General features: G+C 70.3%; 16 protein-coding genes and 1 tRNA gene. 11 read left to right on the plus strand and 6 right to left on the minus strand.

Going from position 1 to position 17,530, the window contains the following annotated elements; all coding sequences use genetic code 11:
• Position 1: 1 nt before the first annotated feature.
• Genes ruvX through ACE3RQ_RS04200 form a run of 5 tightly spaced genes read left to right on the plus strand, consistent with a single transcriptional unit; the run spans position 2 to position 3,976 of the window.
• Positions 2 to 430, plus strand: coding sequence for a Holliday junction resolvase RuvX (gene ruvX, locus ACE3RQ_RS04180; protein ID WP_374520216.1), 429 nt, complete (start codon positions 2 to 4; stop codon positions 428 to 430).
• Positions 427 to 942, plus strand: a complete 516-nt coding sequence (gene pyrR / locus ACE3RQ_RS04185) for a bifunctional pyr operon transcriptional regulator/uracil phosphoribosyltransferase PyrR (RefSeq protein ID WP_374520218.1) — start codon at positions 427 to 429, stop codon at positions 940 to 942. Before ruvX ends, pyrR begins: the two co-directional genes overlap by 4 nt.
• 3 nt (positions 943 to 945) lie before the next feature.
• Positions 946 to 1,902 (plus strand): aspartate carbamoyltransferase catalytic subunit, encoded by a 957-nt coding sequence (locus ACE3RQ_RS04190; RefSeq protein ID WP_374520220.1) that lies wholly within the window; start codon positions 946 to 948, stop codon positions 1,900 to 1,902.
• Positions 1,903 to 1,904: 2 nt separating this feature from the next.
• A complete protein-coding gene (locus tag ACE3RQ_RS04195; RefSeq protein WP_374520222.1) occupies positions 1,905 to 3,227 on the plus strand; it encodes a dihydroorotase in 1,323 nt (440 codons plus the stop codon).
• A complete protein-coding gene (locus tag ACE3RQ_RS04200; protein WP_374520224.1) occupies positions 3,224 to 3,976 on the plus strand; it encodes a lysophospholipid acyltransferase family protein in 753 nt (250 codons plus the stop codon). Before ACE3RQ_RS04195 ends, ACE3RQ_RS04200 begins: the two co-directional genes overlap by 4 nt.
• Here the strand turns inward: ACE3RQ_RS04200 and ACE3RQ_RS04205 are convergent.
• Positions 3,967 to 4,617 (minus strand): glutathione S-transferase, encoded by a 651-nt coding sequence (locus tag ACE3RQ_RS04205; RefSeq protein ID WP_374520226.1) that lies wholly within the window; start codon positions 4,615 to 4,617, stop codon positions 3,967 to 3,969. The two genes, ACE3RQ_RS04200 and ACE3RQ_RS04205, sit on opposite strands and share 10 nt — an antisense overlap.
• Before the next feature lie 97 nt (positions 4,618 to 4,714).
• Here ACE3RQ_RS04205 and ACE3RQ_RS04210 point away from each other — a divergent pair, with 97 nt between their 5' ends.
• From ACE3RQ_RS04210 to ACE3RQ_RS04230, 5 genes are all read left to right on the plus strand, one after another.
• Entirely contained in the window at positions 4,715 to 5,092 is a 378-nt protein-coding gene (locus ACE3RQ_RS04210; protein ID WP_374520228.1) for a DUF2946 family protein, read from the plus strand.
• Positions 5,093 to 5,234: 142 nt separating this feature from the next.
• Positions 5,235 to 5,711: a copper chaperone PCu(A)C gene (locus ACE3RQ_RS04215; protein ID WP_374520229.1), complete on the plus strand. Its 477-nt coding sequence runs from the start codon at positions 5,235 to 5,237 to the stop codon at positions 5,709 to 5,711.
• A gap of 27 nt (positions 5,712 to 5,738) precedes the next feature.
• Positions 5,739 to 6,125: a hypothetical protein gene (locus ACE3RQ_RS04220; RefSeq protein ID WP_374520231.1), complete on the plus strand. Its 387-nt coding sequence runs from the start codon at positions 5,739 to 5,741 to the stop codon at positions 6,123 to 6,125.
• 57 nt (positions 6,126 to 6,182) lie between these two features.
• Positions 6,183 to 6,767, plus strand: a complete 585-nt coding sequence (locus ACE3RQ_RS04225) for a hypothetical protein (RefSeq protein WP_374520233.1) — start codon at positions 6,183 to 6,185, stop codon at positions 6,765 to 6,767.
• 2 nt (positions 6,768 to 6,769) lie between these two features.
• Entirely contained in the window at positions 6,770 to 7,273 is a 504-nt protein-coding gene (locus ACE3RQ_RS04230) for a copper chaperone PCu(A)C (RefSeq protein ID WP_374520234.1), read from the plus strand.
• A gap of 27 nt (positions 7,274 to 7,300) precedes the next feature.
• Here ACE3RQ_RS04230 and ACE3RQ_RS04235 read toward each other — a convergent pair whose 3' ends face one another.
• Positions 7,301 to 8,407 carry an ABC transporter ATP-binding protein gene (locus ACE3RQ_RS04235; protein ID WP_374520236.1) on the minus strand — a complete coding sequence of 369 codons (1,107 nt, stop codon included), beginning with the start codon at positions 8,405 to 8,407 and terminating at the stop codon, positions 7,301 to 7,303.
• 115 nt (positions 8,408 to 8,522) lie between these two features.
• On the opposite strand from ACE3RQ_RS04235, the gene ACE3RQ_RS04240 reads away from it, so the two are divergent.
• Positions 8,523 to 10,130, plus strand: a complete 1,608-nt coding sequence (locus ACE3RQ_RS04240) for an ABC transporter permease (RefSeq protein ID WP_374520238.1) — start codon at positions 8,523 to 8,525, stop codon at positions 10,128 to 10,130.
• A gap of 13 nt (positions 10,131 to 10,143) precedes the next feature.
• On the opposite strand, the gene ACE3RQ_RS04245 is transcribed toward ACE3RQ_RS04240, so the two are convergent.
• From ACE3RQ_RS04245 to ACE3RQ_RS04260, 4 genes are all read right to left on the minus strand, one after another.
• A tRNA-Arg gene (locus ACE3RQ_RS04245) sits at positions 10,144 to 10,218 on the minus strand.
• A 52-nt stretch (positions 10,219 to 10,270) separates the two neighbouring features.
• Complete coding sequence (locus ACE3RQ_RS04250) at positions 10,271 to 14,296, minus strand: translocation/assembly module TamB domain-containing protein (RefSeq protein ID WP_374520240.1); 4,026 nt, start codon at positions 14,294 to 14,296, stop codon at positions 10,271 to 10,273.
• A gap of 3 nt (positions 14,297 to 14,299) precedes the next feature.
• The gene (locus tag ACE3RQ_RS04255; RefSeq protein WP_374520242.1) at positions 14,300 to 16,321 is read right to left on the minus strand and encodes an autotransporter assembly complex family protein; all 2,022 of its coding nucleotides are present in this window, start codon (positions 16,319 to 16,321) and stop codon (positions 14,300 to 14,302) included.
• 7 nt (positions 16,322 to 16,328) lie between these two features.
• Positions 16,329 to 17,516 (minus strand): VWA domain-containing protein, encoded by a 1,188-nt coding sequence (locus tag ACE3RQ_RS04260; protein ID WP_374520244.1) that lies wholly within the window; start codon positions 17,514 to 17,516, stop codon positions 16,329 to 16,331.
• Positions 17,517 to 17,530: the final 14 nt, after the last annotated feature.

Here is a 17,530-nt window from a genome sequence, read left to right on the forward strand (position 1 = left end):
CATGGCCGACCACCACGTCACCACCACCGCGTCCGCTGAGCCGGTGTCGGGGCAAACCTTTCTCGCCTTCGATTACGGGCTCAAGCGCACCGGCGTGGCCAGTGGCAACCGTTTCACCCGCACCGCCACGCCACAGCGCACCATCCAGGCCGAGGGCGATGCCCGCTTCGGCCCCATCGCCGAGCGTGTGCGCGAGTGGCAACCCGATGCCCTGGTGGTGGGCGTGCCGCGCCACCCCGACGGTGCGCCCCACGACAACACCGCCCGCGCGCAGAAATTCGCCCGCCAGCTTCGCGGCCGCTTCGGCTTGCCCGTGTATGAGGTGGACGAGCGCTACAGCACCACCGAAGCCCACAGCCTGGGCGCCACCGATGCCGATGCGGCGTCGGCCTGCATCATCCTGGAACAGTTCCTGAGGAGCCTGCCTTGACCACCCTTTCCCAGCCCAACGCCGAGGCGCTCTACACCGAGTTGCTCGCTGGCGTGAAGGCCTACATCAACGCCTCGCCCGTGCCCCTGCATCTGGTGGGCATCACCTCGGGCGGCGCCTGGCTGGCCGAGCGCCTGCAGCGCGACCTGGGCCGCCCCGGCGCGCCGGGCATCGTGTCCTCGTCCATGCACCGCGACGATTTCGCCCAGCGTGGCCTGGCCAGCGCGGCGCAGACCGCGCTGAACTTCGACGTGAACGGCGCCCACATCCTGCTCATCGACGACGTGCTCTACACCGGCCGCACCCTGCGCGCCGTGCTCAATGAGCTGTTCGACCATGGCCGCCCCGCCAGCGTGAAGCTGGCCGTGCTGGTGGACCGCGGCGGGCGTGAACTGCCGATTGAGGCCCAGGTGTGCGCCGCCCGCCTGGCCGTGCCTGAAGGCCAGCAGTTAGAACTGGCCCGCGACGATGCCGGCCGCCTGAGCTTTGTGTTCGAACCCCAGGGAGCCTGACCCATGGCACGCAATCCCCAACTCAACAAGAACGGCGAGCTGATCCACCTGCTCTCCACCGAGGGCCTGTCCAAGGACATCCTCACCCACATCCTGGACACCGCCCAGGGTTTTGTCAGCGTCAATGAGCGCGAGGTCAAGAAGGTGCCGCTGCTGCGCGGCAAGAGCGTGTTCAACCTGTTCTTCGAGAACAGCACCCGCACCCGCACCACCTTCGACATCGCGGCCACGCGCCTGTCGGCCGACGTGTACACGCTGGACATCGCCCGCAGCTCCACCGCCAAGGGCGAGTCGCTGCTGGACACCATCGCCAACCTCTCGGCCATGGCGGCCGATATCTTCGTGGTTCGCCACAGCGAGTCGGGTGCGCCCTACCTCATCTCGCAGCACGTGGCCCCGCACGTGCACGTGGTCAACGCCGGTGACGGCCGCCACGCGCACCCCACGCAGGGCCTGCTGGACATGTACACCATCCGGCACTACAAGAAAGACTTCACCAACCTGTCGGTGGCCATCGTGGGCGACGTGCTGCACTCCCGCGTGGCGCGCTCCGACATCCACGCCCTCACCACCCTGGGCTGCCCTGATGTGCGCGTGGTTGGCCCGCGCACCCTGGTGCCCAGCGACCTGTCGCACCTGGGCGTGCGCGTGTGCCACACGCTGGAAGAGGGCATCAAGGGCTGTGACGTGGTCATCACCCTGCGCCTGCAGAACGAGCGCATGAGCGGCGCGCTGCTGCCGTCCAGCCAGGAATACTTCAAGAGCTTCGGCCTCACGCCCGAGCGCCTGCGCTGGGCCAAGCCCGATGCCATCGTCATGCACCCCGGCCCCATCAACCGCGGCGTGGAGATCGACTCGGCCGTGGTGGACGGGCCGCAGAGCGTCATCCTGCCGCAGGTCACTTTCGGTATTGCGGTGCGCATGGCGGTGATGTCCATCGTCGCCAGCAACGAGGCTTGAACATGAAAATCCTTATCCAGAACGGCCGCGTCATGGACCCGGCCACCGGCCGCGACGCGTTGGCCGACATCGCCATCGCCGCCGGTCGCATCATCGCCATCGGCAACGTGGCGCCCGATTTCCAGCCCAACCGCACCATCGACGCCAGCGGCTGCGTGGTGGCCCCGGGCCTGGTGGATCTGGCGGTTCGCCTGCGCGAGCCGGGCCAGGAACACGCCGGCATGCTGGAGAGCGAAATGGCGGCGGCGGTGGCCGGTGGCGTCACCTCGCTGGTCTGCCCGCCCGACACCGAGCCGGTGCTGGACGAGCCTGGCCTGGTGGACATGCTCAAGTTCCGCGCCGAGAAGCTGCACCAGTCGCGCGTGTTCCCGCTGGGCGCGCTCACCCGTGGCCTCAAGGGCGAGGTGCTCACCGAAATGGCCGAGCTCACCGAGTCGGGCTGCATCGGCTTCGGGCAGGCCGAGGTGCCCATCCTGAACACCCAGGTGCTGCAACGCGCCCTGCAGTACGCCGCCACCTTCGGCTACACCGTGTGGCTGCGCCCGCAAGACGCCTGGCTGGGCAAGGGCGTGGCCGCCAGCGGCCCGCTGGCCACTCGCCTGGGCCTCTCGGGTGTGCCGGCGTCGGCCGAGACCATTGCGCTGCACACGCTGTTCGAACTGATGCGCGGCGTCAAGGGCCCCGGGCCGGGCGCGCGGGTGCACCTGTGTCGCATCAGCAGCGCCGCTGGTCTGGCCCTGGTTCGCCAGGCCAAGGCCGAGGGCCTGCCGGTCACCTGTGACGTGAGCGTGCACAACCTGCACCTCACCGACGTGGACATCGGTTACTACGACAGCCGCCTGCGCCTGCAACCGCCGGTGCGCCAGCAGCGCGACCGCGATGCCCTGCGCGCCGGTCTGGCCGACGGCACCATCGACGCCCTGGTGTCCGACCACAACCCGGTGGACAGCGACGCCAAGACCCTGCCGTTTGCCGAGGCAGAACCCGGCGCCACCGCGGTGGAACTGCTGCTGGGCCTGGCCTGCCGCTGGGCGCAGCAAGAGGGCCTGGGCCTGATGCAGGCGCTGGCCGTGCTCACCGAAGGGCCGCAGCGTGTGCTGGGCGCCAGCCTGGGCACCCTGCAGGCCAGCGTGGGCCGCCTGGCCGTGGGCGGCGTGGCCGATCTGGTGGTGTTTGACCCGAACGCCTCGCACCGCGTGCGCGCCGAGGCCTTGCGCAGCCAGGGCAAGCACACGCCGTTTGATGGGCATGAGCTGCCCGTCACCGTGCGGGCCACGCTGGTGGCCGGTCAGGTGGCGCACACCTCGTCGCCGGCCCACGCGTGAAGACGCTGCGGGCTGTCTGGCGTGCCTTGCGCGCCATCGCCCATGTGCTGCGGGGGCTGTGGGTCATCCGCACCGAGTTTGGCCGGCTGACGCCCGCGCAAACCCAGTTGGTGGTGCGCGAGTGGTCGCGCGGCATGTTGCGCATCATGGGCGTGGAGCTGGTGGTGCGCGGCGAGGTGCCCACGCACGGGCCGCTGCTGGTGGTGGCCAACCACCTGAGCTGGCTCGACATTCTGGTGATGAACGCGGCCCGCCCCAGCCGCTTCGTGTCCAAAGCCGACGTGCAGCGCTGGCCCTTGCTGGGCTCGCTCATCACCGGCGCGGGCACGCTCTACATTGAGCGCGAAAGCCGGCGCGACGCCATGCGCGTGGTGCACCACGTGGCCGAGCGCTTGCAGCAGCGCGACGTGATCGCCGTGTTCCCAGAGGGCACCACCGGCGACGGCTCGGCCCTGCTGCCATTTCACGCCAACCTGTTCCAGGCGGCCATTGCCGCTCGGGCGCCGGTGCTGCCGGTGGCCCTGCGCTTTGACGACCGGCTCAGCGGGCTGCCGCACCCCGCCCCGGTGTTCGTGGGCGACATGACGCTGGTCCAGTCGATCTGGTCCACCTTGCAATCCAGTACGGTGCAGGCGGTGGTGCGCTTTGGCGAGCCCACCCACGCCGATGGCCGCGACCGCCGCGCCTGGGCCCAGGCCATGCGCGACGAGGTGCAGCGCCTGCGCGAGGCGCCGCTGGATCAGGCCTGAGCGCGGGTGCGCGCCATCATCAGTTCGTTGTTGGCCTTGCGGTCGGCGTTCACCTTCTGCACCGTGGGGCGCTCGCCCAGGCGCTTGAGGTAATCGCGCACGGGCAGGGCGGCCAGCAAGTCTTGGCCATAAATGATCTTGGTGGCGGCGCTGATCAGCGGCAGGTGCACCGCAGCGGCGCAATCGGCCAGCGTGAACTCGTTGCCGGCAATGAAGGGCGAGAAGCGCGCCAGGCGGGCGAAGGCCGCGATGTTCTTCTCCAGTTGCTGGCGGGTTTTTTCCTTGGTGTTGTCGCTCACCTTGCCGCCGAAAAAGGCCTCGGGGTAGAGGTTGCGCGCCACCAGTTCCAGGTGCAGTTCCAGGTAGCGCAGCAACTCGCGCACCTTGGCCGCTTCAAACGGGTCGGCCGGCAGCAGCGGGTGCTCGGGGTGGGCGGCCTCGATGTACTCCAGCATTACGGTCGATTCCGACAGGCCACCTTTGGGCGTCTTCAGGTAGGGCACCTTGCCCAGCGGGCTGGCCTCGGGGTCGGTCTCGCCCAGCCAGGCCAGTTCTTCAGTGAACGGCACGCCTTTTTCCAGCAGGGCCAGCTTGACCTTGTTGTAGTAATTGCTGACCGCGAATCCGCACAAAGTGATCATGAAAGTGTCTCCGGTGGTTGGGGAGGCCAGCATACGGGCAGGGTGAGGGCGAGCCCGTCACCCGGATGACGCGGGGGCCGCTGATACACTGCGGGGCATGCCGTTCACCCGCGTTCAGCGCCGTTTTTTTGCCTGGCTGGCCATGCTGGCTATGCTGCTGGGCGCGCTGAACCCGGCCATCGCGCGCACCGTGGTGGCCGCCAGCGGCTCGGCCGACTGGGTCGAGGTGTGCAGCAGCACCGGCATCATGAAGGTGCTGCTGGCCGATGACGAACAGCCCGCCGGCCACCTGGCCGACGAGGCCCCCATGGTGTGCGTGCTGTGCTCGCACCACGGCGCGGCAGGCCTACCGCCCCTTCACACGCCGGCCTTGCCCGGCACCTTCCAGGCCACGGCACCGCCGGCTGGCCTGACCCAGGCCCCGGTGAGCACCGTTGGCCTGGCGCCTGCCCCGCGCGGACCTCCTTCGCTCTGATCTCGCGTCGTCGCGGCGCTTGGGCCGCGTCGCCGTTGCCCATCCGCACGTCTGTGCGTCGTGTCGCCGCGCGCATTCGCGCCCCGTGCGCCCACCCTTTCCCTCGTCGTCTTTCCCGTCCCGATCTCTCAGGAGTGTTTTCATGAAATCGCTGTTCGCCGCCGCCCTGCTCACCCTCACCGCCCACGCCTGGGCGCAAGCCCCTGCCGTCGAGGTGCAAGACGCCTGGGTGCGCGCCACCGTGGCGCAGCAGAAGTCCACCGGCGCCTTCATGCGCCTGACCGCCAAGGCCGACAGCCGCGTGGTGGCCGCCCGCTCGCCGGTGGCCGGCGTGGTCGAGGTGCACGAAATGGCCATGGAAAAGGACGTGATGCGCATGCGCGCTGTGCCCGCCCTGGCCCTGCCGGCCGGGCAAACGGTGGAGCTGAAGCCCGGTGGTTATCACGTGATGCTCATGGACCTGAAGGCACCCGTGAAGGCCGGCGAGGTGGTGCCGCTGACGCTCACCCTCGAATCTGCCAGTGGCCAGCGCAGCACCCTGGAGGTGCAGGCCGAGGTGCGTGCCCTGGGCACGCCGGCCGCCATGCCGGCTGGCCATGGCGCCATGCACAAGCACTGAGCCTGAGCCAACCCCGCCACCTCTGCCATGTCCCCCGCCCGCCGCCTCAACCGACGCGCCCAGCAGTGGCTGATTGCCATGCTGGTGTTCAGCGCGCTGGCGCCGTCGGTGTCGCGCGCGCTGGCCGCCTCGTCGCGCGTGGGTTGGGTGGCCGTGTGCGGCGTCGGGGGCACGCGCTGGGTGCCCGCCCCGCAGGGCTCGGCACCACTGGCGGCCGACACGCTGCTGCAGGCGCTGCACGATGTGTGCGCCTTGTGCAGCCTGGGTCTGGACCGGGGCTTGCCTGGCAGCCCTGCTGTCTGGTCATCGCCGGGTTCTCTGCCCGAGGCGCGGCCATTGGGCCTTGGCACGCCCGCTGGCCTGGTCCCCGCGCACACCCGCCCGTCTGCCACGGGCCCGCCCCACACCACCTGAAAACCGGGGGCAACGGCCATGCCGTCTGCCCGTTCTTTCTTGTGTGTGGAGCCAAACATGAACCTGTTGATGACACAAAAGGCACTGGCCCTGAGCCGTGCCGAACTGGCCTGGGCCGAGGGCGACCGTGGCCCGCTGTGGCGCGTGCGCGAAGGCGTGCTGCGCCTGGACCGTTCAAGCCATGAGCCCGATGGCGCGCACCGCGTGGTGCAACTGGCCTTGCCCGGCGATCTGGTGGGCATGGACGCCTTGTGGGGCGAGCCCTACCAATTCGCCGTGTCGGCGCTCACGGCGGTGCGACTCGATGCCGTGGAGGTGACGGCCGACAACCGCGAAGCCCTGTTGCGCGAGGCCCTTCGACAACAGCAGCGCCACAGCCTGGACATGGCCGAGGTGCGCACCGGCCCGGTGGCCAGGCGCGTGGCGCAATTGCTGCGCCTGCTCGGCCACGGGCACCACCTGGGCCAGCGACTGGCCAGCGCGCAAGGCGATGCCATCCGCGCCACCTTGCCCCGCTTGCGCGAACTGGCCGAGGTGGTGGACGCCAAGACCGAAACCGTGTGCCGGGTGCTGGCCCAGTTGCTGCCAGCGCGCCGCGCGGCGCGTGCATCGGGCGCGGGCCTGGCGGTGCAGGGGGCGTGAGCATGCGGTTTGCACTGACCCGACGGACCAGTCTCGTGGTGCTGGCCACCCTGGCCTCACCACTGACCTGGGCGCACGACTTCCGCGCCGGTGATCTGCGCGTGGACCACCCCTACGCCATGCCCACCCGACCCGGCCTGAAAACGGGAGGCGTTTACCTGCGGGTCATTCGCAATGGCTCGGCGCAAACCGATCGCCTGGTCGCGGCGCGCACACCCGTGGCCGAGCGGGTGGAGCTTCACCAGATGCGGCTCGATGGTGAAGTGATGCGCATGCGCGCCGTGCCCGATCTGGTGATTCCGGCGCGCGGCGAGGTGGCCTTGCGCCACGGCAGCGGCAATGGCCATCACCTGATGCTGCATGGCCTCAAGGCCCCGTTGACCGATGGCCAGCGCTTCCCCCTGACTCTCGTGTTCGAGCGCGCGGGCGAGCTGGAGGTGGTGGTGTGGGTGCAGACGCCAAGCCGCCCTGGCGAGGCGGCCGGCTCGGGCCATCACGCCCATTGAAGGCGCGGCGGTGCTTGCCCGGCGAATTCAGTGCCGGGCCGCGGCCGGCGCCGGCGGGCTGGAGGCGTTGCCCCCGCGCGCGAACGTGACCACGTGGTCCACCTCGGCGCGGATGCCGATCCACTCGCCCAGCGCGTGGTTGTGGTGCGAGGGCACGTGGGTCATGAGCGTCTCGCCGCTGGCCAGGCGCAGGGTGTACAGAAATTCAGAGCCGCGAAACGCCTTGCGCACGATCTGCGCCTTCACCGGCGCGTGGTCGTCGTGCACGATGTCGTCGGCCCGCAGCAGCACTTCGCACAGACCGGCCTCATAGGCCGAGGGCAGCGGGCACTCCTCCAGGTCTCTCAATGGGCCCAGCGGGGTTTGAACAGTCACTTCGCCCGCGTCCATGCCGATCTGCGCCGGCGCGAACACGCCGTGGCCAATGAACTCGGCCACGAAGCGCGTGGCCGGGCGGTGGTACAGCGCGTAGGCGTCGTCCCACTGGTGCAGATGGCCTTCGTGCATGACGCCAATGCGGTCACCAATGGCAAAGGCTTCCAGCTGGTCGTGGGTGACGAAGAGCGCCGTGGCGTTGGCGGCTTTCAGGATGCCGCGCACCTCGTGGGCCAGTCGCTCGCGCAGGTCCACGTCGAGGTTGGAAAAAGGCTCGTCCAGCAGCAACAGGCGCGGGTTGGGCGCCAGCGCGCGGGCCAGGGCCACGCGCTGCTGCTGACCGCCCGAGAGTTCGTGCGGAAAGCGCGACTGCATGCCCTCCAAGCCCACCAGCTTGAGCACCTCGGCCACGCGGGCCTCGCGCTCGCGGGTGGGCAGCTTCGCGATGCCGAAGCCCACGTTGCGGCCCACGTTCAGGTGGGGGAAGAGGGCGTAGTCCTGGAACACCATGCCGATGCGCCGCTGTTCGGCCGGCACGTGGCGCGAGGCGTCGCTCACGGTTTCACCGCCCAGGGTGATGCTGCCGCCGCTCACGCGCTCCAGCCCGGCCACCGCGCGCAGCAGCGTGGTCTTGCCGCAGCCTGAGGGCCCGATCAGCACACCGATCTCGCCCGGGCGCAGGCCCAGGCTCACGCCATCGACGGCTGCCTGGCCTTGTTGGCCATAGCGCACCTGCAGTTGGTTGACGGTCAGGAACATGGGGAGATTGTAGATAACTACAATTCTCATTTGTGTTGGCGCGGGTCTGTCCCGTCCAGACCCGCGTTGTGGCGGGTGCCGGCACCGTCATCACCTACCGCATTCCCATCACCCCATGCCCCGCTGGTTGACCTCGGCCCTGTTGATCGTGCTGGCCTTTGTGCTGGTGCTGCCCGTGTTGGCGTTGGTGGCGTCCTGGGCCGGCTTCGATGCCGTGGCGCAAGACGTGCTGCGGCAGATGGCCGAGACGGTGCTGCCCGAATACGCCCTGACCTCGCTGGTGCTGTGCGTGGCGGTGGCCATTGGCGTGTCGCTGGTGGGCGTGCTCACGGCCAGCGCCGTGACCTTGTTTGATTTTCCTGGCCGGCGCACCTTTGAATGGGCCCTGCTGCTGCCCCTGGCCATGCCGGCCTACGTGGTGGCCTATGCCTACACCGACTTCTTGCAGTTCAGCGGCCCCATGCAGGTGTGGCTGCGCGAGACCTTCGGGCTGCGCGGGCGTGTGTTCCCCGAGATCCGCAACACCCCGGGCGCGGTCTGGGTGTTCACGTTTTCGCTCTATCCCTATGTGTACCTGCTGGCGCGCACGGCCTTGTCGGAGCGCGCGGCGCAGTTGATGGAGGCCGCGCGCCTGCTGGGCGCTCCGCTCACGCGCCGTGTGCGCGAGGTGGCGCTGCCCCTGGCCCGCCCGGCCGTGGCCGCGGGCGTGGCCCTGGCGCTGATGGAAACCCTGGCCGACTTCGGCGTGGTGAACTACTTCGGCATCCAGACCTTCACCGCTGGCGTCTACAAGGCCTGGCTGTCGATGGACAACCGCACCGCCGCCGCCCAACTGGCCACGCTCTTGCTGGCCACCGTGGCGCTGCTGCTCTGGCTGGAACACCGGGCCGAGCGCCGCATGCGTTTTTCCACGCTGCGCGGCCAGCGGGCGGGCAGCGCCGAGGCGCAGCCGGTGCGCCTGGCCGGCGGGCGGGCCGCACTGGCCCTGCTGGTGTGCACCGTGCCCATCCTGGCTGGCTTCGTGCTGCCGGTGCTGTTCATGCTGCGGCCTCTGATTGGCGGCTGGGACGAATTGCCCTGGGCCATGTTCGTGCAGTGGTCGCGCAACAGCGTCTGGCTGGCGGGTTTGTCGGCCGGTCTCGCCACGGCCATTGCCCTGGCGCTGGCCTTCGCCGCCCGCACCCGCCCGGGGCCGGTGACGCGCGGCGTGGTGCAACTGGCCAGCCTGGGCTACGCGGTGCCCGGCGCGGTGATCGTGGTGGGCCTGCTGCTGCCGGTGGGCTGGGTGCAGGCGGCGTGGCCCGAGGCCACGCTGGGCTACTGGGTGACGGCCACCGCCATGGGCATCGTCTGGGCCTACATGGTGCGCTTCACGGCGGTGGCCCTGCAGTCGGTGCAAAGCGGCTACGCCCGCGTGCCCACCAGCCTGGACGACTCTGCCCGCATGCTGGGCACCACTGGCCTGGGCCTGGCGCGGCGGGTGCACTGGCCTTTGCTGCGCCGCGCCACCATGGCCGCCGCGCTGCTGGTGTTCGTGGACGTGATGAAGGAACTGCCGGCCACCTTGGTGCTGCGCCCCTTCAACAGCGACACCCTGGCCGTGGTCACCTACCAGCTCGCCCGCGACGAGCGCCTGGGTGAGGCGGCGCTGCCCGCGCTCACCTTGGTGCTGGTGGGGCTTTTGCCCGTGATTCTGCTGAGCCGGACCTTGCGATCGCGCTGACCGCGGAGGCGTCTGGCACCACCAACAGGAATCGAACCTGTATCTAGCGCTTAGGAGGCGCTCGTTCTATCCATTGAACTATGGCGGCACGAAGCCCGGCATTGTATCGGCCGGGGGCATGGGGCCAGGGCGCCAGGGCTTCAGTCGTATTGCAGGGTGAAGATCAGGTCGATGGCGTTTTCTTCGCCGGCGCGGGCCCGCACCGTGAAGCGCCTGGACACGTCGTAGAAGATGGACACGGTGCCCAGAACGCCCACGATGCTGCGCTCGTAGCTCACGTAGAGGTCGTTGCTGATGCGCTTGCCGAAGGTGAGGGCGGCGGAGCGCTCACTGCCGTCGGCGTTGGTGCCGTTGCCGCTGAAAGACACGTCGTCCAGGCCCAGCGCGCTGGCCACGCCACCGTTGGTGTTGCCGCTGCCGGCCAGCAGGGCCAGGGCGGCCTGCTGCAGCACGGCGGCCTCGGCGCCCGCGCCGCTGGCGGGGCGGCCCAGCACCAGCCAGGCGAGTTTTTCGCTGTCGGGCAATTCGGGGTCTGAGAACAGGCGCACGCGCGGGGCCTGCGCCGTGCCCAAGACCTGCACGCCCACGCGCTGGCTGCTGTTGGGGCGCACGGCGGTGATGTCCAGCGTGGGGTTGTCGTAGGGGCCGGTGAAGCGCAGCACCCCGGTCTCGATGGTGAGTTGCTGGCCGTAGGCGCGGTAGCTGCCGCTGGCGGTGCGCACCTCGCCCAGCAGGCGGGGCGTGGGCACGGCCGGCGTGCTGCGCACGTCAAGCTGGCCGCTCAGGCGGGTCTGCACACCTTGGCCGCGCAACTGAAAGTCATCGCCCAGGTCCAGCCGCACCTGGACGTCGGGCTGCACGCGCAGACCGCTTTCCAGCGGGCGCTCGGTGCCCCGCACCACCACGTCGCTGCCCAGGCTGGGCGCGGTCTCGTCGGGCAGCACGATCAGGGCCGAGTCGGCCTTGAGCTCGCCGCGCAACTGCAGGGCCGGGCCGTCGAGCAGGGCGCGCACCTGGCCGGAGAGCGTCAGGCGCCGGTCGGCGCGGGTGGACACCCGCCATTGCCTGGCGGTGGCCTGCAGTTCGATGAGCGGTTCGCGCTGGGTGACGCCCTCACGCGTCACGGCGCGCCATTGCGCGCTGCCCTGGGCCACCAGGTTGCCGCCGCGCTCGGCGCCGCCACGGCCATCCAGGCTGAAGCGCTCGATCACCAGCTTGTCGCCGTCCAGCGTGGCCCGCAACTGCCCATTCACGAAGGCGATGCCATTGACCAGCGAGCGCAGCGCCACGTCATCGGCCTGCAGGCTACCGCTCCATTGGGGTTTCTCGCGCGTGCCGGCCAGTTCGGCCTGCAAGGCCAGGGTGCCGCGCACCCGCCAGCCCGGCGGGGCCAGGGCCGACCACACGCCCACCTGCGGCAGGCTGGCTTGCAGCCGCCCGCGCAGCGGCGCGTCGGCGGCCCAGTGCCAGGCGGGCGCGCCGGGGCCGGGTGGGCTGAGGTCGGTGCTGACGTCGGCACTGGCCTCGCCCAGCTGGTCGCTGCGCCACTGCAGCCGGGCGTTGACCTGCCGGCCTTGAGTGGCCAGGCTCAGCTCGGCGTTGCGCACGCCGGCCTGCACGCGCTGGCTGGTGAGCCGCGCAGCGTCATACGGGCCGTCGGTCTGCACCGCGATGTCGCCGCTGCGCCGCTGCAGCCGGGCGCTCAGGCGCGGGGGCTCTTGCGGGTTGGCGGGCAGGGCGATGTCCCATTGCCCGTCCACCACCAGGTCACCGCCCAGCCCGGCGCGGGTGAGGGCGCCGCCGCCTTCGGCCTGCGTGAGCGCATCGGCCCAGGCCAGGGGCAGGCCGGTGAGGCGGCCACGGCTGAGCAAGGCGCCGGCGTGCCAGTCGATCTGTTCCCAGGCCAGGGTCACGGGTTCCAGGGTGGCGCTTGAGCCGCCCACTTGTGGCCGCACCTGCAGGCTGGCGGGGGCCAGGCGAATGGCGGGGGTGCCGCGCAGGTCTTGCCAGTTCAGCGCCAGGGGGCCACTGGTGCGGGCGGTCCACTGCACCTGTCGCTTGGGCTGGCGCTCGTCGGTGGCCTGGGCCTGCAGGGTGGCCAGTTCCAGTCGGCCGCTGTCGCCCAGGCCTTGGGCGCCCATGGCCAATGCCAGGCGGCCCTGCGTGTCTATGCGGCCCCGCCAGGGCGCTTGTTCGGCCTGCGCACGCAGGCTCAGGGCGATTTGGCTGGCGGGCCCTTCGGCCAGCAGCTCGGTGTCTTGAATTCGGATCGGCACCCCGGCCGTGCCCGGTGCCGGGGCCAGTTCCAGGCGCGGTGCGGTCAATCGAAGCGACAGGCTGGGGGCTGCGGCCATTCCTGCCCCGGGGAAACCCAGTGCGCCCAGTCCGCCTTGCCAGCCAATTTGCAGCGACGCGCTGCCGCTGCTGCCCGGCCCCGGCGCCTGGGCCATGGCCTCGCGCACCGCCGCTCCCAGCACCGGCAGTTCGCCCAGGCTGCGCGCCCAGGCCAGCACTTGCTTCGCGTCCTGCAGGTCCACGCGGGCCTGTCCACCGCCAGCGGCGTGGGCCAGGCGCCCTTTGGCCGTGGCCTGGGCGCCCGGCACCTGCAGCGCCAGCGAGCCGTCGATGTCCAGCCGGGGCCAGTCGGCCTGGCCTTGCAGCGTGAGGGTGGCGTCGGCCAGTGCGGCGCGGGCCTCGCGCAGCGTCAGGCGGCCCACCGCCGGGTCTTGGGCTTGCGGCTTCCATTGCCCGGCCAGTTGAACGTCGCGCAAGCGCAGGCCGGCCAGGGCGCTGCTGCGCGGCTGGCGGCCGGCGGGCAGCACCCGGGCGATCAGGTCGATGCCGCCATCGGCCTTGGCCACGGCCTTGGCCGTGCCGTCCAGGCCGGCGGGGGCGAGGGCGCTCCACACCTGCTGCGGGTTCACGCCGCTGGCCTTCAGTTCGCCCTCGAAGCGGCCCCAGGGGGTGGCGCCGTCGCGCTCGAACCAGCCTTGGGCTTGCAGTTGCCCGTCGCCCACGGTGGCGTCGAGCTGGCGCAGTTGCCAGCGCGCGCCCTGCTGTTCCACCTCGGCCACCAGGCGCGAGAGGGGCAGGCGCTGGCGGTCGGCCGGGCCGCTGAGGCCGTTGCTGAGCCGCGCCTCGGCCCGCCATTGCTCGCCTTGCGGGCGTGCCTGCACCGTGCCGCTGAGTTCGGTGCTGGGCGCTTGCGGCCACCAGGCCGCCAGGTTGAGCCGGTTCACGCGAATGTCGGCCTCGGCCAGGGGCTGGGCCGCGCGCGGGCGGATCAGCGCCGTGGCCGCCAGCATGGGGGTGCCCGGGCGCTGGCCACTGGGCACGGCGTTGGCTTGCACCTGAAAGCGCGGGTCGGCGCCCGCGAGTTCGCCGATCACCTGGGCCCGGGCGTCAAGCGACACCGCGCTGCCACCGGGCACAGGGGCTTGCACCAGGCCCTGGGCATCCAGGCGCAGCGGCATGGGGGCTTGCGCGCCGAGCATGGCCTGGGCCTGGTAGGTGCCGCCGGCGATGGTGAGGGATTTGAGGTCCAGCCAGTGCAGGTCTTGCACCCCCATGGCCGAGGCGCGCTCACTCGGCCCGTAGCGATAGACGCCTTGCAGCTCGCTCAAGGTCAGTGGCGAGCCGCCCTGCACCTGCAGCGCCTTCACCGACCACGGCAGCGACACCGGCAAGGGCAGGGTGAGCTGGTTCAGGGGCTCGCTGGGGGTGTCGGGGCTGGGCGGGCGTTCGTCTTGCACCACCAGTCGCTCAATCTCCAGGCCGCCCAGGTGGGCGCCGCGCCCAGCCAGCAGGCCCAGCCACAGACGCTGCCCCAGCTTCAGGTTCACGCCCTCGGCGCGCACGGTGAGGCCTTCGCGCGACCAGACCAGCGCGCCGATGCGTCCACCGCGCCACACGCTGCCCTGCACGGCCTCGCCGCGCAGGGTGCCGGTTTGCGCGGCGCGCTCGTCCATGAAGCCTTCGCCCCAGCGCAGCGCTTCGCCCAGCGAGCCATCGCGCATGGCCCACAGGCCCAGGGCGGCGGTGCCTGCCAGCAGCAGGCCCAGCAACACACCGATGGCCATGAGCGCGGCCATCAGCAGCCGTTGTGGCCAGCGGCGCGGGCGGGGCGTTGGTGGCGCGCTGGGGGCGGGGCGGTCGGGCTCGCTCATGGCTCAGAACACAAAGCCCACGTTGAGGTGCAGGCGGAACTGGTGCGTCTTCAGGCCGTAGGCCAGGTCAAGCTGCAGCGGGCCCACCGGGCTGTTGTAGCGCACGCCGGTGCCCACGCCCCACTGGGGCTTGAGATCGGAGGTGCGGTTGGCCACCGCGCCGCCGTCGATGAAGACCACGTGCTCCAGCGGGGTGCGCCGCGTGCCATCGCCACCGATGGGCCGCTGCCATTCCAGGCTGACCACGGCCTTGTACCGCCCGGCCGTGACGCTGCCATCGGCCTGGGGAATGCCGATTTCGCGCAGGCCATAGCCGCGCACCGAGGCGTCGCCGCCGGCCAGGAAAAGTTGCGTGTCGGGCACCGGGGCGTTGTCGCGCGCCACCACCGCGCCCACCTCGGCGCGCAGGGCCAGGCGCCCCAGGCGAGAGTGCACAGGCGTGCTGCTGGCTTCTTTGGGTGCCTGGCCTAGGGGCCAGTACGACAGCCAGCGCGCCTGGGTGCGCGCAAAGGGCTGGCGGTCACCGCCCAGGGTGTAACCAGCGCCCAGTTCCACCGCCAGGCCGTGGCCCGAGTGGGGCGACAAGGCGTTGTCGAAGCGACGGCGCGTCCAGGCGTAGTTGGCGGTGAGCGAGGAATCGGTGCTCACGCCTTGTAGGCTGCGCAGCAGGGCGCTGTCGGTGCGGGCGCGGTCGTACTGCAGGTAGAAGCTGCGGTCGTAGGTTTCGCTGTCCTGCGCGCGGCCGGCGCGCACGCGCTGGCTGGTGGTGGTGAGCGTGCCATCGAGCTGGCGGGCCAGCTTCAGGTCGCTGATCCAGCGCCAGCCTTCGGCATCGATGGGCGAACTCCACTCGGTGCTGGCCAGGCGGTCTTGGCGCTCGAGCTGCAGCACCGTCTTGGCCCGCCAGTCCAGCCCGGGCACGCGGTGGTGGATGTGTTCCAGCGAGAGGCGCGCCCCGTTGTCGGTGCTGCCGCCCACGCCCAGCACCAGCTTCTGGCGCTTGGCCTCGCGCAGTTGCACCTTCACCGGCAGCGGCTCGGTGTCGTCCAGGCCGGGTTCCACGTACACAAAGGCCGCGTCGAAGTAGCCGCTTTCGATCACCCGCTGTTGGGCGCGCTGCAGGTTGGCGAGGTCGTATTCGCTGCCCGGCGTGAGCCCGGCCAGGCGCACGATGCGCTCGGTCATGGCGGGGTCGTAGCGCTCGGCGCCTTCAATCTGCACCTCACCGATGCGCCGGCTCGGGCCTGAGGCGAGTTCCACGTAGAGGCTCACCTCGCGGGCCTCGGCGTTCACGTCGGCCAGGCTGGTTTCCAGGCGACCGGCCGGGTAGCGCAGCGCCGTGAGGCCACGCACGGCCTCGGTTTTCAGGCGGTCCCAGTCGGCCTGCGTGAAGGTCTTGCCCACCAGCTGCCGGGCGTCGCGCACGATGCTCTCGCGCTGTGCCTGGGCCTCGGGCGCCTCGGCGATGGGGCCGCGAAAGTACACCTCCACCGAACGAATGGTGCTGGGCTGGCCAGGGTCCACTTTCACCGTGACGGTGCCCAGCGGGTGGGCCGCCTCGGTGTCGGGCGAGGCGGCCTCAGCGGCGCGGTGTTGCACCTCGATGGTGGGCGAGAAATAGCCCTGAGTGCCCAGCAGGCTGCGCGCGTTGGCGGGCAGCTCCAGCAGCAGGCGGCTGAGTTCGTTGGCGTCCAGGTTGCGCAGGCGCACAAAGCGTTGCAGGTCGAGGTGGCGCAGCAGCAACTCGCGCAAGTCGTCGGGGGCCTGCACGTCCAGCGCAAAACGCGGCTCGGCCTGGGTGACGGGGCGGCGAGCGGTTTGGCGTTGGGGGGCGGGTGCCGCGGCGTCCGGGGTGTCGGTCGCGTCAGTGGCGTCGGGGCCGTCGGGGCCGTCGGCGCCGGCGGCTTCCGTGGCGCTGGCGTCCACCGGGGCTTGTGCCCAGGCAGGGACGAACAGGCAGAGCAGGCCGGCGGTCAGCAGCGACCAGGCGGCCCGGCGACAGCGGGCCGGGGTCGGGAGGAACATGCGCAGATTATTTCGACAGCATGCGCATCGTGTCCTCCAGCCCCTTCAGGGTGAGCGGGAACATGCGCCCGCCCATGAGCTGTTGAACGATGCTGATGCTCTGCCGATACTGCCACACGCCCTGGGGCTCGGGGTTGATCCAGGCGAATTTGGGGAAAGCGTGGGTGAGGCGCTGAATCCACTCGGCCCCGGCTTCCTCGTTGTTGTATTCCACGCTGCCACCGGGCTGCAGGATCTCGTAGGGGCTCATGGTCGCGTCGCCCACGAAGATCAGCTTGTAGTCTTTGTTGTACTTGCGAATGATGTCCCAGGTGGGGAACTTCTCGGCGAAGCGGCGGCGGTTGTTCTTCCACATGAAGTCATAGACGCAGTTGTGGAAGTAATAGAACTCCAGGTGCTTGAACTCGCTCTTGACGGCCGAGAACAGCTCCTCCACCCGCTGAATGTGCTCGTCCATGGTGCCACCCACGTCCATGAGCAGCAGCACCTTCACGTTGTTGTGCCGCTCCGGGATCATCTTGATGTCCAGGAAGCCGGCATTGGCCGCGGTGCTGCGGATGGTGTCGGGCAGGTCAAGCTCCAGCTCGTTGCCTTCGCGGGCGAACTTGCGCAGGCGGCGCAGCGCCACCTTGATGTTGCGCGTGCCCAGCTCTTGGGTGTCGTCGTAGTCGCGGTAGGCGCGCTGCTCCCACACCTTCACCGCGCTCTTGCCGCCGCCCTTGCCGCCGATGCGAATGCCCTGCGGGTTGGCGCCACCGTGGCCAAACGGCGAGGTGCCGCCCGTGCCGATCCACTTGCTGCCACCTTCGTGGCGCTCTTTCTGTTCTTCCAGGCGCTTTCTCAGCGTCTCCATCAGCTCGTCCCAGTCGAGCTTGGGCGCGTTGGCCTTCTGCTCTTCGGACAGGATGCGCTCCATTTCCTTGCGCAGCCAGTCGGCCGGAACCGGCTTGGTGAAATCGGCCAGCATCTCCACGCCCTTGAAGTAGGCGGCGAAGGCGCGGTCGAACTTGTCAAAGTGCTTCTCGTCCTTCACCAGCGCGGTGCGCGCCAGGAAGTAGAAGTCGTCCATGGTGCAGGCGTCGGGGTTGGTTGGCCCCACCACGTCGGCCTGCAAGGCCTCCAGCAGCGTGAGGTATTCCTTGACCGACACCGGCAACTTGGCCGCGCGCAGGGTGTAGAAGAAGTCGATCAGCATGGGGGTCTCCCAGT

Origin of the sequence: Hydrogenophaga sp. (assembly GCF_041913525.1) — a bacterium.
Classification (GTDB): domain Bacteria; phylum Pseudomonadota; class Gammaproteobacteria; order Burkholderiales; family Burkholderiaceae_C; genus Hydrogenophaga.

Bases quoted from the DNA above. Each gene is read 5' to 3' on its own strand.
- ACE3RQ_RS04220 (WP_374520231.1), top strand. From the start codon at position 5,739: ATGTCCCCCGCCCGCCGCCTCAACCGACGCGCCCAGCAGTGGCTGATT.
- ACE3RQ_RS04235 (WP_374520236.1), bottom strand. From the start codon at position 8,407: ATGTTCCTGACCGTCAACCAACTGCAGGTGCGCTATGGCCAACAAGGC.
- ACE3RQ_RS04195 (WP_374520222.1), top strand. From the start codon at position 1,905: ATGAAAATCCTTATCCAGAACGGCCGCGTCATGGACCCGGCCACCGGC.
- ACE3RQ_RS04250 (WP_374520240.1), bottom strand. From the start codon at position 14,296: ATGAGCGAGCCCGACCGCCCCGCCCCCAGCGCGCCACCAACGCCCCGC.
- ACE3RQ_RS04255 (WP_374520242.1), bottom strand. From the start codon at position 16,321: ATGTTCCTCCCGACCCCGGCCCGCTGTCGCCGGGCCGCCTGGTCGCTG.
- ruvX (WP_374520216.1), top strand. From the start codon at position 2: ATGGCCGACCACCACGTCACCACCACCGCGTCCGCTGAGCCGGTGTCG.
- ACE3RQ_RS04215 (WP_374520229.1), top strand. From the start codon at position 5,235: ATGAAATCGCTGTTCGCCGCCGCCCTGCTCACCCTCACCGCCCACGCC.
- ACE3RQ_RS04225 (WP_374520233.1), top strand. From the start codon at position 6,183: ATGAACCTGTTGATGACACAAAAGGCACTGGCCCTGAGCCGTGCCGAA.
- ACE3RQ_RS04205 (WP_374520226.1), bottom strand. From the start codon at position 4,617: ATGATCACTTTGTGCGGATTCGCGGTCAGCAATTACTACAACAAGGTC.
- ACE3RQ_RS04210 (WP_374520228.1), top strand. From the start codon at position 4,715: ATGCCGTTCACCCGCGTTCAGCGCCGTTTTTTTGCCTGGCTGGCCATG.
- ACE3RQ_RS04230 (WP_374520234.1), top strand. From the start codon at position 6,770: ATGCGGTTTGCACTGACCCGACGGACCAGTCTCGTGGTGCTGGCCACC.
- ACE3RQ_RS04240 (WP_374520238.1), top strand. From the start codon at position 8,523: ATGCCCCGCTGGTTGACCTCGGCCCTGTTGATCGTGCTGGCCTTTGTG.
- ACE3RQ_RS04190 (WP_374520220.1), top strand. From the start codon at position 946: ATGGCACGCAATCCCCAACTCAACAAGAACGGCGAGCTGATCCACCTG.
- ACE3RQ_RS04260 (WP_374520244.1), bottom strand. From the start codon at position 17,516: ATGCTGATCGACTTCTTCTACACCCTGCGCGCGGCCAAGTTGCCGGTG.